Below are 14,565 nucleotides of genomic sequence, written 5' to 3' on the forward strand. Positions count from 1 at the left end.
AAGGGTACGGGGTACGGATCATGGTCATGGGCATCGCAGACGCGGGGGAGTCGTGGGAGGTCATCGCCTCGCGGACCCCGTTCGAAGGCGCGAAGACGGCGGTCCGCTCGGAGCAGGTGAGCATGCCGGACGGCTCGGTGGTGCGCCGGGACTACCAGGTGCACCCGGGATCGGTCTGCGTCCTGGCACTGGACGACGAGGGCGGCGTACTGGTCCTGCGCCAGTACCGGCACCCCGTACGGCACAAGCTGTGGGAGCTCCCGGCCGGGCTGCTCGACGTACCCGGTGAGAACCCGCTGCACGCGGCCCAGCGGGAGCTGTACGAGGAGGCCCACGTCAAGGCGGAGGACTGGCGGGTGCTCGCGGACTTCTTCGCGTCCCCCGGCGGGTCGGACGAGGCGATCCGGATCTTCCTGGCCCGTGGGCTCTCCGAGGCGGAGGGGGAGCGGTACGAGGTCTCCGAGGAGGAGGCGGACATGGAGATCGCCCGTGTTCCGCTCGCCGACCTGGTCCGCGGGGTCCTGGAAGGCCGGTTGGGGAACCCGGGCCTGGTGACGGGGGCGCTGGCGCTGTCCGCCGCGCTCGCCGCACCGGGCGGTCTCGACGCCCTCCGCCCGCCCCAGTCCCCCTGGCCGTCCCGCCCGTACGAGGCGTAGCGGTAACGGGCCGCCGCCTCTCGGGCGTGGTGTGACCATCTGTTGATCCGATTGGGCGATGTGTCCGCCGCGCTCCACACGGGTCGTCGCTCTGCGTGAACTACGCTCGCAACCCGAAGGCAGGGAGAGGAGCGGATCCGTGACGGATTTCGTCGGGCGGCGGCGTGAGCTCAAGGAGCTGCGCGAGGACATCGCACGGACCGGGCTCGACACCCTCTCGGGCCGCAAGGCCAAGTCTCCCAGGGCGCGCGTGCTGCTCGTCGCCGGCCGGCCGGGGTCGGGCCGCACCGCCCTCGCCGAGGCGTTCGTCCGCGAAGTCGCCGAGGACTACCCCGACGGGGTCATCAAGGTACGCCTCACCGCCCCCGGCGGGGAGAGCGTCGCCACCGAGCGGGCCATCCGGACCCTGCTGGAGGGGCTGGGGGAGGCCACGCCCCCCGGCGCCGCCGAGGACGAGCTCAGCTCCGCCCTGCGCACCGCCCTCGCCGGCCGGCGGATGATCCTGCTCGTCGACGACGCCGCCGACCCGTACCAGGTCGACGCCCTGCTGCCGGACACCCCCGAATGCCTCGTCGTCATCACCGCCGAAGGACCCCTCACCGGCATTCCGGATGTCCGCCCCTGCACCCTCGGCGGGCTCGACACCCCCTCCGGGGTCCAGCTGCTCGCGCAGCGCATCGGGGACACCCGGATCGCCGTCGACCCCCGCGCCGCCGAGGACCTCGCCGAGGAGTGCGGGGGCCAGCCCGCCGCGCTGGCCCTGGTCGGCGGCTGGCTCGCCGCGCACCCCAAGGCCGCCGTCTCCGACGTGGCCAAGCAGCTCCACGACATGCCCCCCGGCACCAGCGGCCCGCTCGGCCGCGGCTTCCGGCTCGTCTACGAGTCCCTGCCGCAGCCCGCCCAGCGCACCCTCCGGTTGCTGCCGCTCGCCCCCGCCGGGATCGTCGACTCGCACACCGCCTCCGCCCTCGCCGGCTGCTCCGTGGCCGCCGCCCAGTCCACCCTGGAGGACTTCGTCGGGCTGGGCCTCGTCCGCCATGCCGCGGGCGGGCTCTTCCTGCTGCCCGGCTGCCTCGCCCCGCTGCTCCGGGCCCTGCTGGAGACCAAGGAACGCGCCGCCGAGGTCCAGCTGGCCCGGGCCCGGATGCTGGAGCGCACCGTACGCCTGCTGCACTCCTGCCGGGTCATGGCCGAGACCGACGAGGGTGACGTGCGGGAGAAGCTGGACGGGCTGCCGCGCGCCCTGCGGTTCCCCGACCGGCGGGCCGCCGCCACCTGGCTCGACACCCGGCTGCCCGCGCTGACCGCCGCCGCCGCCCTGGCCGTGGCCGACGGCGGGCTCGACACCCTGGCCCGCCGGCTGGTCTCAGCCCTCGTACGGGCCCTCGCGGAGCACCGCGGCACCGCCGCGGCCGCCCCCGAGCTGTACGGGCTGCACCGCCTGGTCCTGGACGTGGCCGAGCGCCGCAACCTGCACCGGGAGCAGGCCGCGGCCCTGCTGAACCTGGCCGACCTGGACGCCGAGACGGGCCGCACCCAGGAGGCGCTGGAGCGCTACCGGGCCGCGCTGGACGCGGGACGGGCGGCGAACGACCCGTACGCGACCGGCCGCGCGATGGAATCCGTAGGCGGCGCCTACCAGGAGCTCGCGGACTGGCACCGGGCCGCCGACTGGTTCGGCCGGGCCCTGTCCCAGGCCCTCGCGCGCGGGGAGCGGGCGGACGAGGCCCGGCTGTACGGACGGCTCGGCAACGTGCACATGTACGCGGGCCGCTACGGGGACGCGCTGCGCAGCTGGCGGACCGCCGCCGCGGGGTACCGAAAACTGGCCGATGTTCCGGGCCAGGCAAAGGCGTTGAGCGAGATGGCGCGAATCCAGGAGTACGCCGGACGGCCCGAGGAATCGCTGCACACCTGCCGCGAGGCGGTGGAGCTCGCGCGCAAGGCCGGAGACCTGCGGCTTCAGGCCGCGCTCCAGGTGCGCCTCGCCGACACCCTCGACCGGCTGGGCGACCCGGCCGCTGCAAGGCTGCACCGCTCGGCAGCCGACAGATTGCTGGGAGACGACCCCGCAGCCTGCGAAATCCGTAGTGGTTCCGACTGAGATTATTGGTTTGCAAGGCTAGACAGCGCGTCGTCCTTCATTAGACTGGCTTCACCACGACATCCCGTGGTGCATCCCGTTGCGCGTTCTTGTGGGCGGGTATGTATGGAAGTGCCCCGAAAAATCCCCTGAGCCAAGGACCGTGATCGACGATGAAGGTCGGCATCCCCCGCGAGGTCAAGAACAACGAGTTCCGGGTCGCCATCACGCCTGCCGGCGTGCATGAGCTGGTCCGTAACGGCCACCAGGTCTTCATCGAGCAGAACGCCGGTGTCGGCTCCTCGATCACGGACGCGGAGTACGTCGCCGCCGGCGCCGAGATCCTCGGCACCGCCGACGAGGTCTGGGCCACCGCCGACCTGCTGCTGAAGGTCAAGGAGCCCATCGCCGAGGAGTACCACCGCCTCCGCAAGGACCAGACCCTCTTCACCTACCTGCACCTGGCGGCCTCCCGCGAGTGCACGGACGCCCTCCTGGAGTCCGGCACCACCGCCATCGCGTACGAGACGGTCGAGCTCGCCAACCGCGCGCTCCCGCTGCTCGCCCCGATGTCCGAGGTCGCGGGCCGCCTGGCCCCGCAGGTCGGCGCCTACCACCTGATGCGCTCGGCCGGCGGCCGCGGCGTGCTCCCCGGCGGTGTCCCCGGCACCCACGCCGGCGAGTGCGTGGTCATCGGCGGCGGCGTCTCCGGCTGGAACGCCGCGCAGATCGCCATCGGCATGGGCTTCCACGTGACCCTGCTCGACAGGGACATCAACAAGCTCCGCGAGGCCGACAAGATCTTCGGCACGAAGATCAAGACGATCGTCTCCAACGCCTACGAGCTGGAGAAGGCCGTCGTCGAGGCCGACCTCGTCATCGGCGCGGTGCTGATCCCGGGTGCGAAGGCCCCGAAGCTGGTCACCAACGAGCTCGTCGCCAAGATGAAGCCCGGAAGTGTCCTTGTCGACATTGCGATCGACCAGGGCGGCTGCTTCGAGGACTCCCGTCCGACCACCCACGCCGAGCCGACCTTCCAGGTCCACAACTCGGTCTTCTACTGCGTCGCCAACATGCCGGGCGCGGTGCCGAACACCTCCACCTACGCGCTGACCAACGCCACGCTGCCCTACATCGTGCAGCTCGCGAACCTCGGCTGGGTCGAGGCGCTGCGTCGCGACCCCGCGCTCGGCCTGGGCCTCAACACCCATGACGGCCAGGTCGTTTACGGTCCGGTCGCCGAGGCCCACGGCCTCGAGACCCTCGAGCTGAGCACGCTGCTCGGCTGATCGGTCAGACCCCGTCAACGACTGACGTCAATCTCACGTATCCGGCCGGACCTTGCCCGCAAGGTTCGGCCGGACGCGTTTGCGAGGGGCGAACGGGCGCGGTTCAACTCGCCTCGAACGTAACCCTTTAACCCTTTCGCACACCCGCGAAACTTCGCAGCGACAGCCCGGACGCCCTTGACAGAGTGGTGTTCGGTTGCCGACACATCGTTGCCGGTCCGACGGATTGTGTTGCCGCTGAGTGGTGACACGCCATAGAGTCGCCAACCGTCGGCATGGTGCCACGCTGACCTATCGATAAGTGTCCTGGTCACGTCCGAGGAGGTAAGACGACTTGTGAATGAGTCGACATTTGCTCCCGGAGGTGGTCGCGCAGGGACGCGCTCCCAGCGCCCTGCAGGCGCGGAGGTACCCCCGGACCGGGGCCAAGGACCCGCCGGACTCGAAGCGGTCGGCTCCGTCGCAGTACGCACCTTCGCAAACCACCAGCACATGACGACGCCCCGAAAGAGCATGGACGGCCTAGACGTGAACTCCAGGGCCGGCGACCTGAGCGGCGAAAAGCCCGCGGGTTTCGCCGACTACGAAAATGTGCCCGAGGGGCACTTCTACGACCCGGACGCGGAGTACGAGCCCGACCCCGAGTACGCGGCCACCCTCGCTCCCGACGCTGCCCGTCAGCGCCGTGAGCGGATCGGCCCGACCGGACGGCCGCTGCCGTACTTCCCGATCCCGGGTCCGCTGACCGATCACGGTCCGGCGAAGATCATCGCGATGTGCAACCAGAAGGGCGGCGTGGGCAAGACCACGTCGACCATCAACCTGGGCGCCGCACTCGCCGAGTACGGGCGCCGCGTGCTGCTCGTCGACTTCGACCCGCAGGGCGCGCTGTCCGTGGGCCTCGGCGTGAACCCGATGGAACTCGACCTGACGGTCTACAACCTGCTCATGGAGCGGGGCATGTCGGCCGACGAGGTGCTGCTCAAGACCGCGGTTCCGAACATGGACCTGCTGCCGAGCAACATCGACCTGTCCGCTGCGGAAGTGCAGTTGGTCAGCGAGGTCGCGAGAGAGTCGACGCTGCAGCGGGCGCTGAGGCCCCTGATGGCCGACTACGACTACATCGTGATCGACTGTCAGCCCTCGCTCGGTCTGCTGACCGTGAACGCCCTGACGGCGGCTCACAAGGTCATCGTGCCGCTGGAGTGCGAGTTCTTCGCGCTGCGCGGTGTGGCGCTGCTGACCGAGACCATCGAGAAGGTGCAGGAGCGGCTCAACCCCGACCTGGAGCTCGACGGCATCCTCGCCACGATGTACGACTCCCGTACGGTGCACAGCCGTGAGGTGCTGGCGCGCGTCGTCGAGGCGTTCGACGACCACGTCTACCACACGGTCATCGGCCGGACGGTGCGCTTCCCGGAGACCACGGTCGCCGGCGAGCCGATCACCACGTACGCCTCCAACTCCGTCGGGGCCGCCGCCTATCGCCAGCTGGCCAGGGAGGTGCTCGCCCGGTGTCCCGCCGAGTGAGTCTGCCCGGAGCCGACGAACTGTTCCGTACGACCGGGGGGATGGCGCTGCAGTCGTCCTCTCCGAGGCGGGGCCCGGAGGAGACACCCGCCGGGGAGCATACGGCGGCTTCGGCGGAGGGCACGGCGGGGGAGGGTCGCAGCCGGGAGGCCGCGGCCGGTACGGAGCCGGTGGTGGCTGCACCCCGGCGCTCGCAGGAAGGTTCTGTCAGTCAGGAACCCCGGCGGGGCAAGGGTCAGGGCCGCGGGGCGAACCGCAGGCCCAGCGGGCGTGAACGGCACGACGAGAAGATCACGGTCTACGTCTCCGCCGAGGAGCTCATGGACCTGGAGCACGCGAGGCTGGTGCTCCGCGGGGAGCACGGCCTGGCGGTGGACCGCGGCCGCATCGTCCGCGAGGCGGTGGCGGTGGTCCTGGCGGACCTGGAGTCCCGCGGCGACGCGAGCATCCTGGTCCGCAGACTCCGCGGCCGCTGATCGCCTGACCGGCTGGCAGCTGACCGGCGGGCGCTGTTCCCGGCGGGGCGGCTGACCGGCGGGCCGGCGGGCGCTGGTCCCGGAGGGGCCTGCCCACGGTGCGCGGGGTGGCTGGGCGGCGGGCGTTGCCTGGCCGGTGGCCCGCGACGTTGCCCGGTGGTGGTGGCGGTGGTTTTGGCGGGCGGTGTCGGTGGAGTGCGGGGCGTGTCCCTGCGGTGCGCGTCCCGCCCCGCGGCTTCCGGCCCCGGGCCGGTCCCCGGGCGGGTCCGGGGGAGGTGGGCGGGGGGAGCGTGGCAGCCTTGGGGGTGGCCGCCGACCCCCTCCGTACCGCCTTGGACCGTGATGCCCCCTCCCGCCGATCCCGGCCGCCCCGCCCGCCGCAGTCTGGGTCGTGGGCCGGGTGCCCCGGCCGTGTCCGAGCCGCGAGACGCTCAGGTGCCCCCTGAGGGGCCCGTGGCCCCCGGGCCGGGTGAGGACCCCGGCCGGCCCCCCGCGACGGCTGACGGGCCCGCAGGGGCCCCGCAGGAGCCCGTGGAGGGCGGAGCGGGAGCGTCGGCAGGTGCCGACGGGCGGTTCACTTTGCGGCTCGCCAACTTCGAGGGGCCCTTCGATCTGCTGCTCCAGCTGATCTCCCGGCACAAGCTCGACGTCACCGAGGTCGCCCTCTCCAAGGTCACCGACGAGTTCATGGCGCACATCCGAGCCATGGGCCCCGACTGGGACCTCGACCAGACCACCGAGTTCCTCGTGGTCGCCGCCACCCTGCTCGATCTGAAGGCCGCCCGCCTGCTGCCCGCCGCCGAGGTGGAGGACGAGGCCGACCTCGCCCTGCTCGAGGCCCGCGACCTGCTCTTCGCCCGCCTGCTCCAGTACCGCGCGTACAAACGGATCGCCGAGATCTTCGAGCAGCGGGCCGAGGCCGAGGGCCGCCGCCACCCCCGTACCGTCGGCCTCGAGGACCACCACGCGGAGCTCCTCCCCGAGGTCGTCATCAGCATCGGCGCCGAGGGGTTCGCCCGGCTCGCGGTCAAGGCCATGCAGCCCAAGGCCAAGCCCCAGGTCTACGTCGACCACATCCACGCACCGCTCGTCAGCGTGCGCGAGCAGGCCGCCGTGGTGGTCGCGCTGCTCAAGGCGCGCGGCGAGGCCACCTTCCAGGAGCTCACCGAGGACGCCGACGACACCCTCACCGTCGTCGCGCGGTTCCTGGCCCTCCTGGAGCTCTACCGCGAGAAGGCGGTCGTCCTCGACCAGGAGGAGGCCCTGCGGACGCTCACCGTCCGCTGGAGCGGCGGGGACGGTGACGGAATGCCGACCGTCACCGACGAGTTCGACCAGGTCGTGGAGGCCAAAGAATGACCGGAACCACTCCGCCGCAGATCCCGCCGCTGCAGGCGCTCGCGCTGAAGCCGGCCCTGGAGGCCGTCCTCATGGTCGTGGACGAGCCCGCGACCGAGGCCCACCTCGCCAAGGTGCTGGACCGCACCCCGCGCGAGGTCGCGGACGCCCTGCGCGAGCTGGCGGACGAGTACACCGTCCAGGGGCGGGGCTTCGAGCTGCGGCTCGTGGCCGGCGGCTGGCGTTTCTACACCCGCGCGGAGTACTCCGACGCCGTCGAGCGCTTCGTGCTGGACGGCCAGCAGGCCCGGCTGACGCAGGCCGCACTGGAGACCCTGGCGGTCGTCGCGTACCGCCAGCCGGTGAGCCGCTCGCGGGTTTCGGCGGTCCGCGGAGTGAACTGCGACGGGGTCATGCGGACCCTGCTCCAGCGCGGTCTGGTGGCCGAGGCGGGCACGGAACCCGAAACAGGTGCGATCCTGTACAGGACGACGAACTACTTTCTGGAGCGGATGGGCCTGCGAGGCCTGGACGAGCTCCCGGAGCTCGCGCCCTTCCTCCCCGAGGCGGACGCGATCGAAGCTGAGACGCAAGAGGGTGTTCCGTCGTTCGATCCGGATGCACCGGATACCGATGAAGACGACAAGACGACGGAACTTTGATGCGAAGCAGCGGCAACGGCAACGGTGGCGGCAACAGGAACAGCGGCGGCGGTGGTGGCGGCGCGCGCGGTGGCTCCCGCGGCGGCAGCTCCAGCGGCGGCGGTGGTGGCTACCGCGGTAGCGGCTCCGGCGGTGGCAGCGGCTCGGGCGGTGGCTCCCGCGGTGGCAGCTCCGGCGGTGGCTACCAGGGCGGAGGCTCCCGTGGCGGCTACCAGGGCGGTGGCTCCCGCGGTGGCAGCTCCAGCGGTGGCGGTTACCAGGGCGGTGGCTCCCGCGGTGGCAGCTCCAGCGGTGGCGGTTACCAGGGCGGCGGCTCCCGCGGTGGCAGCTCCAGCGGTGGCGGTTACCAGGGCGGCGGCTCCCGCGGTGGCAGCTCCAGCGGTGGCGGTTACCAGGGCGCCGGCTCCGGCTCTCGCGACCGTGACCGCGAGCAGGCCCCCCGCATCCGCAACCCCCGCCCCGAGGAGCGTCGCTACGACGTAGGCCCCGAGGGCGAGCGCAACGGCCGCGGCGGCGCCAAGGCCGGCGGCGGCGGTGCCCGCGGCGCGGCCGACGGCAACCGCGGCGGTGCCCGCGGCGACGCGGCGCGCGGCGGCGCCAAGGGCGGCCCCAGGACCCCCGGCATCGGCGGGGCCGGCGGCCCGCGCCGCGGTCCCGGCAGCCGCAGCGGCCAGTCCCGCCCCCGCGAGCTGGACGCGCGGATCGAGGAGCGCGTGCGCGACCGGTACGCCGACAAGCCCGTGATCAAGACCCCGAAGACCTTCCCGGGTGCCGAGGAGGAGGGTGAGCGCCTGCAGAAGGTGCTCGCCCGCGCCGGCATGGGCTCGCGCCGTGCGTGCGAGGAGCTGATCGAGCAGGCCCGCGTCGAGGTCAACGGCGAGATCGTGCTGGAGCAGGGCAAGCGCGTCCAGCCGAAGGACGAGATCAAGGTCGACGGCCTGACGGTCGCCACCCAGTCGTACCTGTTCTTCGCGCTGAACAAGCCCGCCGGTGTCGTCTCCACCATGGAGGACCCGGACGGCCGCCAGTGCCTCGGCGACTACGTCACCAACCGGGAGACCCGGCTCTTCCACGTCGGCCGGCTCGACACCGAGACCGAGGGCATCATCCTCCTCACCAACCACGGTGAGCTGGCCCACCGCCTCACGCACCCGAAGTACGGCGTGAAGAAGACGTACGTCGCCGCGATCACCGGCCCGCTGCCGCGCGACATCGGCAAGAAGCTCAAGGACGGCATCGAGCTGGAGGACGGGTACGCCCGCGCCGACCACTTCCGCGTCGTCGACCAGCTCGGCAAGAACTACCTGGTCGAGGTGACCCTCCACGAGGGCCGCAAGCACATCGTCCGCCGCATGATGGCCGAGGCCGGCTTCCCGGTCGAGAAGCTCGTCCGGACCTCCTTCGGCCCGATCGAGCTGGGCGACCAGAAGTCCGGCTGGCTGCGCCGCCTGACGAACACCGAGGTCGGCATGCTCATGCGCGAGGTCGGTCTGTAGCCCCTCCGCGCCCGAGACGCGAAAGCCCGCAGTGCCCCCGTGGCACTGCGGGCTTTCCGCTTGTCAGGGACCCGTCCCGTGTTTATAGTCAGCATGACTATTAAAGAACGAGGAGGGGTCGGCCGTCATGAGCTGGACCGAAATTCTGGGCTTCGCCACCGGAGCGCTGTGCGTCTGGCTCGTCGCCCGCCAGCACGTCGCGAACTGGCCCATCGGCATCGCCAACAACGTTTTCTTCATCGTGCTCTTCGCCCAGTCCGGCCTGTACGCCGACGCCGGGCTCCAGATCGTCTTCATCGCCCTCGCCGCGTACGGCTGGTGGTCCTGGACCCACGGGGGTGGACCAGGATCCGCAGAGGCCCTGCCGGTGCGCCGCACCACGCGCACCGAATGGGCCGTACTGGCCGCGGCGGGGGCGGTGGGGGTGCTCGGGCTGACGCTCCTGCTCGGCCGGGTCACCGATTCCACCGTCCCGTTCTGGGACGCGCTGACCACCGGGCTCTCGCTCATGGCCACGTACGGCCAGTGCCGCAAGCTCGTCGAGTCGTGGTGGCTGTGGATCGCCGCCGACCTCGTGTACATCCCGCTCTACGCCTACAAGGGGCTGTACCTGACCTCGGCCCTGTACGTCGGCTTCCTCGCGCTCTGCGTGGTCGGGCTGCTCGGCTGGCGGCGCACGCTGCCGGCGCGGGGCGCCCGTACGGCGGCGGCGCAGGCGGCGGCATGAGCGGCGCGAACGGGACGAAGCGCTTCGGGCACGGGCTCGTGCTCGGCAAGTTCTACCCGCCGCACGCCGGGCACCACCACCTCGTGCGCACCGCCCAGGAGCAGTGCGAGCGGCTGACCGTGCTGGTGTGCGCCGCCTCGGTGGAGTCGGTGCCGCTCGCCGACCGGGTGGCCTGGATGCGCGAGGCGCACCCGGGGGCGGAGGTCGTCGGCGCGGTCGACGACATCCCGGTCGACCTGCACGACCCGGCGGTCTGGGAGGCGCACATGGCGGTCTTCCGGGGCGCGGTGCCCGGGCCGGTCGACGCCGTCTTCACCTCGGAGGAGTACGGGAGCGAGCTCGCCCGGCGGTTCGGCGCCGAGGAGGTCTGCGTGGACCCGGGGCGGACCCGCTTCCCCGTCTCCGGCACGGCGGTACGGGCGGACCCGGTCGGGAACTGGGAGTTCCTGGGGCCGGGCGTACGCGCCGCCCTGACCCGGCGGATCGTCGTACTCGGCGCCGAGTCGACCGGTACGACGACCCTGTCGCGGGCCCTCGCGGCCCACTACCGGGCGCGCGGTGGGGTCTGGGCCGGGACGGGCTGGGTCGCGGAGTACGGGCGCGCGTACAGCGAGGAGAAGCTGGCGGCGGCGCGGGCGGCGGACCCGGCGGCGACCTGGGAGGACGTGTCGTTCACCGCCGCGGAGTTCCCGGTGATCGCGCGGCGGCAGGACGCGGAGGAGGAGCGGGCGGCCCGGACGGGCTCGCCGGTGCTGATCTGCGACACCGACTCCTTCGCGACCGGCATCTGGCACGAGCGGTACATGGGAGGGCGCAGCGAGGAGGTCGAGAAGATCGCCGCCATGACGCCCCGGGACCTGTACCTCCTCACGGACCATGCGGACGTGCCCTTCGAGGACGACGGCCTGCGCGACGGCGAGCACCTGAGGCCCTGGATGACGGACCGCTTCCGCGCGGAACTCGACCGGACCGGGCGGCGTTTCCTGATCGTACGAGGCGATCACGAGACGCGGCTGAAGGCGGCGGTCGAGGCGGTCGACGAACTGCTCCGCGCGGGCCGGCACTTCGCGGACCCCCTGCCGGAGAAGCGATGACGACGGCCTACGACCCGCACGCGTTCGAACCCTTCGCGGTGACGGTCGACCTGGCGGTGTTCACCGTCCGCGGCGGGGCGCTGCACGTCCTGCTGATCCGCCGCGGCCAGGAGCCGTACGCGGGAGCCTGGGCGCTGCCCGGCGGCTTCCTGCTGCCCAGGGAGTCCGCGGAGACGGCGGCCCGCCGGGAACTGGCCGAGGAGACCGGCCTGCCGGAGGCGGTCGTCGGCGCGCTCCACCTGGAGCAGCTGCGCACGTACAGCGAGCCCGACCGCGATCCCCGGATGCGGGTCGTCTCGGTGGCCTTCACCGCCCTGGTCCCGGACATGCCGGAGCCGGCGGCGGAGGGCGGCGGCGACGCGGACCGGGCGCGCTGGGTGCCGGTGGAGAAGACCGGGCCGCTGGCCTTCGACCACGCGCTGATCCTGTCCGACGCCCGCTCCCGCATCGGCGCAAAACTCGAATACACCTGCCTGGCCACGGGGTTCTGCCCGCCCGAATTCACCCTCGGGGAGCTCCAGGCCGTCTACGAGACCGTCTGGGGGACCGCCCTGGACCGCCCCAACTTCCGCCGCAAGGTCCTGGCGACGCCCGGCTTCGTCGAGGCCGTGCCGGGAGCCGCCCGGCTGACCGGAGGCCGCGGCAAACCGGCCGCGCTGTACCGGGCGGGCCCGGCGACCACCCTGCACCCCCCGCTGCTCCGCCCCACGGAAGGAAACGCGAAATGACCCTGGTCCCGAGGAAGCGGCCGGCGACGGGGGCCCTGATCGGCCTCGCCCTCGGCGATGCGCTGGGCTTCCCGACGGAGTTCAACGACGTCCCGTCGATCCTGGCGAAGACCGGCCCGTGGCGCGAGATGCGGCTGCCGAGCCCGGCGATCGTCACGGACGACACCCAGATGACGCTGGCCCTGGCGCGCGGCATGCGGACGGCGATGGATCGCGGCAGGGTCGGCCCGCTGCGCCTGGCCCGCCCGGTCCGGGAAGAGTTCGTGGACTGGTACCACTCCCCGGAGAACAACAGGGCGCCCGGCAACACGTGCCTGCGGGCGTGCAATCTGCTGAACGACCCCTCCCGGGACTGGCGGGACGCGAGCCAGATCGGGTCGAAGGGCTGCGGGGCGAACATGCGGGTGGTCCCGGTGGGTCTGGTGCCCGGCTGGACGGAGGAGGAGCGCGCCGGCGCGGCGCAGCTCCAGTCGGCCCTGACCCACGGCCACCCGACGGCCCTGGCCGCCTCGGACCTCACGGCCCGGGCGGTGTACCTCCTCGCGCAGGGCACGGAGGTGACGGGCCTGGTCGGCCAACTCCGCTCGTACGCCCTGCACCACCGCACGCACTACCACGAGCGCTGGCTGGGCGACCTCTGGATGCGCACGGCGTCGGACGCGACCCCGGAGTCGTTCATCGCCCGCGGCTGGGACGAGTGCCTGTCGGTCCTGGACCGCCTGACGGCGGCGTTGAAGTCGCCCTCTCCGGAAACGGACCCGTGCCTGACGACGGGCGACGGCTGGATCGCGGAAGAAGCCCTGGCCACGGCCCTCCAGTGCTTCCTCCTCTTCCCGGAGGCCCCCCTCACGGCCCTGCGCCGCGCGGCCTGCACGAGGGGCGACTCGGACTCCATCGCCTGCCTGGCCGGCGCCTTCGCGGGCGCCCACCTGGGCCCGGACGTCTGGCCCCGCGACTGGGAGGCCCGCATCGAGTACCGCGACGAACTCCTGGCCTTCGGAGCCCTCTGGGATGCTTGATCCATGCTGGATGCACTGAGTATCGACCTGACCCCCGTGGTGGCGGAGCAGCCCGACCCGCTGCTCTTCGCCACGGTCTCGGGCGCCCACCTGTACGGCTTCCCCTCCCGGGACTCGGACATCGACCTGCGCGGTGCCCACCTCCTGCCTGCGTCGGCCCTGCTCGGCCTGCGCGAGCCGCAGAAGACCCGGACCCGCATGTGGGACCGGGACGACGTGGAGATGGACCTCGTCACGCACGACCTGCGCAAGTTCGTCCGGCTGATGCTCAACCGCAACGGCTACGTCCTGGAGCAGTTGCTGTCCCCGCTGGTGGTCCACACGACGGCGGCGCACGAGGAACTGATCGCACTGGCCCCGGGCGTCCTGACCTCCCACCACGCCCACCACTACCGGGGTTTCGCGAACACCCAGTGGGGCCTCTTCGGGAAGACCGGTGAACTCAAGCCGCTGCTCTACGCCTTCCGCGCGCTGCTGACCGGCATCCACCTGATGCGCGCCGGCGAGATCCAGGCACATCTGCCGACCCTGCTGGGCGACGTACGGGAGTCCCCGGCGTACCTGGCCGACCTGATCGAGGCCAAGGTCGCGGCCGAGCACGGCCCGGCCGCCGGCACGGACGGATCCCGCGCCCAGCGGGACTTCGAGGCGTTGCACGCGGTCCTGGAGGCGGCGCAGGCCGCGTCCGCACTGCCGACGCAGGTGTCGGCGTACGACGCGCTCGACGACCTCGTCGTCCGGCGCCGGAGACTAGACGGCTGACATCCGGCGCGTGCGGAGGAGGAAGTCCTCCACGCGGGACAGGTCCGGGGCTTCGGGGAGGGGGGTCGTGGCCAGGGCCGTTTCGGATTCCGCCGTCAGGCGGGACATCCACGTGTCGACCTCGGGCCAGGTGAGTTCGCCGCGTTTGACCGACAGGAGGCGGTCGCGGTGCTCGGTGGCGTCGATCGTCAGGCGGCCCGTGCGCAGGAGGTCGCGGCAGGACAGGAGCAGGCGCAGGAGGTGCATGGCGTGCTTCCAGCGCGGGGCGCCGTGGATGCGGACGTCCGCGACGAGTTTGGCGCGCTGGGAGGCCGCGTACCGGGTGAAGGTGGTGTGGGCCCGGCGGGAGAGGAAGGCCTCCCGGAGGGAGAGGAGTTCCTCGCCCACCGGGGTCAGCCGTTCCACCAGCGGGGAGTGCATGCACTCCAGGATGTTCGGGTTGGCGCGCAGGGCGAGTTCGCAGAAGCGTTCCAGCTCCCAGGAGAACTCCTCCTCCCGCGGGCCCTCCACATGCGTCGGCGGCTTCTCGAAGCGCCAGAAGAGGGGGGTCGGGGCGACGTACACCCCGCGCCGGTCGGTGTCGCTCGCCTCCGTCGCCAGGCCGAACGCCCGGGAGCCCATGACGCACGCGTAGACCGTGTGGTCGCGTACCAGGGCGAGGTTCAGGGCTTCCGCGGGCGTCGTCGGCTCGTTCATCCGGGGAGC

14 protein-coding genes are annotated in these 14,565 nt (G+C 72.3%); 13 read left to right on the plus strand and 1 reads right to left on the minus strand.

All coding sequences use genetic code 11. The features are described from left to right. Positions 1–26: 26 nt before the first annotated feature. The 13 genes from OG299_RS29880 to OG299_RS29940 all read left to right on the plus strand — a co-directional run bounded on the left by OG299_RS29880 (position 27) and on the right by OG299_RS29940 (position 13,860). Positions 27–656 carry an NUDIX domain-containing protein gene (locus OG299_RS29880; RefSeq protein ID WP_266630605.1) on the plus strand — a complete coding sequence of 210 codons (630 nt, stop codon included), beginning with the start codon at positions 27–29 and terminating at the stop codon, positions 654–656. Positions 657–714: 58 nt separating this feature from the next. Further along, the gene (locus tag OG299_RS29885) at positions 715–2,760 is read left to right on the plus strand and encodes a tetratricopeptide repeat protein (RefSeq protein ID WP_327363147.1); all 2,046 of its coding nucleotides are present in this window, start codon (positions 715–717) and stop codon (positions 2,758–2,760) included. Positions 2,761–2,912: 152 nt separating this feature from the next. After that, on the plus strand, positions 2,913–4,028 hold the full coding sequence (gene ald / locus OG299_RS29890; protein WP_136233272.1) for an alanine dehydrogenase: 1,116 nt from the start codon (positions 2,913–2,915) through the stop codon (positions 4,026–4,028). Between the two features lie 492 nt (positions 4,029–4,520). After that, on the plus strand, positions 4,521–5,558 hold the full coding sequence (locus tag OG299_RS29895) for a ParA family protein (protein ID WP_266630611.1): 1,038 nt from the start codon (positions 4,521–4,523) through the stop codon (positions 5,556–5,558). Further along, positions 5,543–6,034 carry a hypothetical protein gene (locus OG299_RS29900; RefSeq protein ID WP_266630613.1) on the plus strand — a complete coding sequence of 164 codons (492 nt, stop codon included), beginning with the start codon at positions 5,543–5,545 and terminating at the stop codon, positions 6,032–6,034. Before OG299_RS29895 ends, OG299_RS29900 begins: the two co-directional genes overlap by 16 nt. Before the next feature lie 342 nt (positions 6,035–6,376). Next, positions 6,377–7,393 carry a segregation/condensation protein A gene (locus OG299_RS29905; RefSeq protein ID WP_327364618.1) on the plus strand — a complete coding sequence of 339 codons (1,017 nt, stop codon included), beginning with the start codon at positions 6,377–6,379 and terminating at the stop codon, positions 7,391–7,393. Continuing rightward, positions 7,390–8,034 (plus strand): SMC-Scp complex subunit ScpB, encoded by a 645-nt coding sequence (scpB, locus tag OG299_RS29910; RefSeq protein WP_327363148.1) that lies wholly within the window; start codon positions 7,390–7,392, stop codon positions 8,032–8,034. The genes OG299_RS29905 and scpB overlap by 4 nt, the downstream gene beginning before the upstream one ends. Further along, positions 8,034–9,530 (plus strand): pseudouridine synthase, encoded by a 1,497-nt coding sequence (locus OG299_RS29915; RefSeq protein WP_327363149.1) that lies wholly within the window; start codon positions 8,034–8,036, stop codon positions 9,528–9,530. The genes scpB and OG299_RS29915 overlap by 1 nt, the downstream gene beginning before the upstream one ends. 127 nt (positions 9,531–9,657) lie before the next feature. Beyond that, the gene (gene pnuC / locus OG299_RS29920) at positions 9,658–10,257 is read left to right on the plus strand and encodes a nicotinamide riboside transporter PnuC (protein WP_266630619.1); all 600 of its coding nucleotides are present in this window, start codon (positions 9,658–9,660) and stop codon (positions 10,255–10,257) included. Then, on the plus strand, positions 10,254–11,351 hold the full coding sequence (locus OG299_RS29925; RefSeq protein ID WP_266630621.1) for an AAA family ATPase: 1,098 nt from the start codon (positions 10,254–10,256) through the stop codon (positions 11,349–11,351). Before pnuC ends, OG299_RS29925 begins: the two co-directional genes overlap by 4 nt. Beyond that, positions 11,348–12,079 carry an NUDIX hydrolase gene (locus OG299_RS29930; RefSeq protein ID WP_266630623.1) on the plus strand — a complete coding sequence of 244 codons (732 nt, stop codon included), beginning with the start codon at positions 11,348–11,350 and terminating at the stop codon, positions 12,077–12,079. The genes OG299_RS29925 and OG299_RS29930 overlap by 4 nt, the downstream gene beginning before the upstream one ends. Continuing rightward, positions 12,076–13,098, plus strand: coding sequence for an ADP-ribosylglycohydrolase family protein (locus tag OG299_RS29935; RefSeq protein WP_327363151.1), 1,023 nt, complete (start codon positions 12,076–12,078; stop codon positions 13,096–13,098). The genes OG299_RS29930 and OG299_RS29935 overlap by 4 nt, the downstream gene beginning before the upstream one ends. A 3-nt stretch (positions 13,099–13,101) precedes the next feature. Further along, entirely contained in the window at positions 13,102–13,860 is a 759-nt protein-coding gene (locus OG299_RS29940; protein ID WP_327363152.1) for a nucleotidyltransferase domain-containing protein, read from the plus strand. On the opposite strand, the gene OG299_RS29945 is transcribed toward OG299_RS29940, so the two are convergent. After that, entirely contained in the window at positions 13,849–14,556 is a 708-nt protein-coding gene (locus OG299_RS29945) for a nucleotidyltransferase domain-containing protein (RefSeq protein WP_327363153.1), read from the minus strand. The two genes, OG299_RS29940 and OG299_RS29945, sit on opposite strands and share 12 nt — an antisense overlap. Between the last annotated feature and the right edge of the window lie 9 nt (positions 14,557–14,565).

The organism is Streptomyces sp. NBC_01296, assembly GCF_035984415.1.
Classification (GTDB): Bacteria; Actinomycetota; Actinomycetes; order Streptomycetales; family Streptomycetaceae; genus Streptomyces.

Bases quoted from the DNA above. Each gene is read 5' to 3' on its own strand.
- OG299_RS29915 (WP_327363149.1), top strand. From the start codon at position 8,034: ATGCGAAGCAGCGGCAACGGCAACGGTGGCGGCAACAGGAACAGCGGC.
- scpB (WP_327363148.1), top strand. From the start codon at position 7,390: ATGACCGGAACCACTCCGCCGCAGATCCCGCCGCTGCAGGCGCTCGCG.
- OG299_RS29945 (WP_327363153.1), bottom strand. From the start codon at position 14,556: ATGAACGAGCCGACGACGCCCGCGGAAGCCCTGAACCTCGCCCTGGTA.
- OG299_RS29895 (WP_266630611.1), top strand. From the start codon at position 4,521: ATGACGACGCCCCGAAAGAGCATGGACGGCCTAGACGTGAACTCCAGG.
- OG299_RS29940 (WP_327363152.1), top strand. From the start codon at position 13,102: ATGCTGGATGCACTGAGTATCGACCTGACCCCCGTGGTGGCGGAGCAG.
- OG299_RS29930 (WP_266630623.1), top strand. From the start codon at position 11,348: ATGACGACGGCCTACGACCCGCACGCGTTCGAACCCTTCGCGGTGACG.
- OG299_RS29905 (WP_327364618.1), top strand. From the start codon at position 6,377: ATGCCCCCTCCCGCCGATCCCGGCCGCCCCGCCCGCCGCAGTCTGGGT.
- OG299_RS29925 (WP_266630621.1), top strand. From the start codon at position 10,254: ATGAGCGGCGCGAACGGGACGAAGCGCTTCGGGCACGGGCTCGTGCTC.
- OG299_RS29885 (WP_327363147.1), top strand. From the start codon at position 715: ATGTGTCCGCCGCGCTCCACACGGGTCGTCGCTCTGCGTGAACTACGC.
- OG299_RS29880 (WP_266630605.1), top strand. From the start codon at position 27: ATGGGCATCGCAGACGCGGGGGAGTCGTGGGAGGTCATCGCCTCGCGG.
- ald (WP_136233272.1), top strand. From the start codon at position 2,913: ATGAAGGTCGGCATCCCCCGCGAGGTCAAGAACAACGAGTTCCGGGTC.
- pnuC (WP_266630619.1), top strand. From the start codon at position 9,658: ATGAGCTGGACCGAAATTCTGGGCTTCGCCACCGGAGCGCTGTGCGTC.
- OG299_RS29935 (WP_327363151.1), top strand. From the start codon at position 12,076: ATGACCCTGGTCCCGAGGAAGCGGCCGGCGACGGGGGCCCTGATCGGC.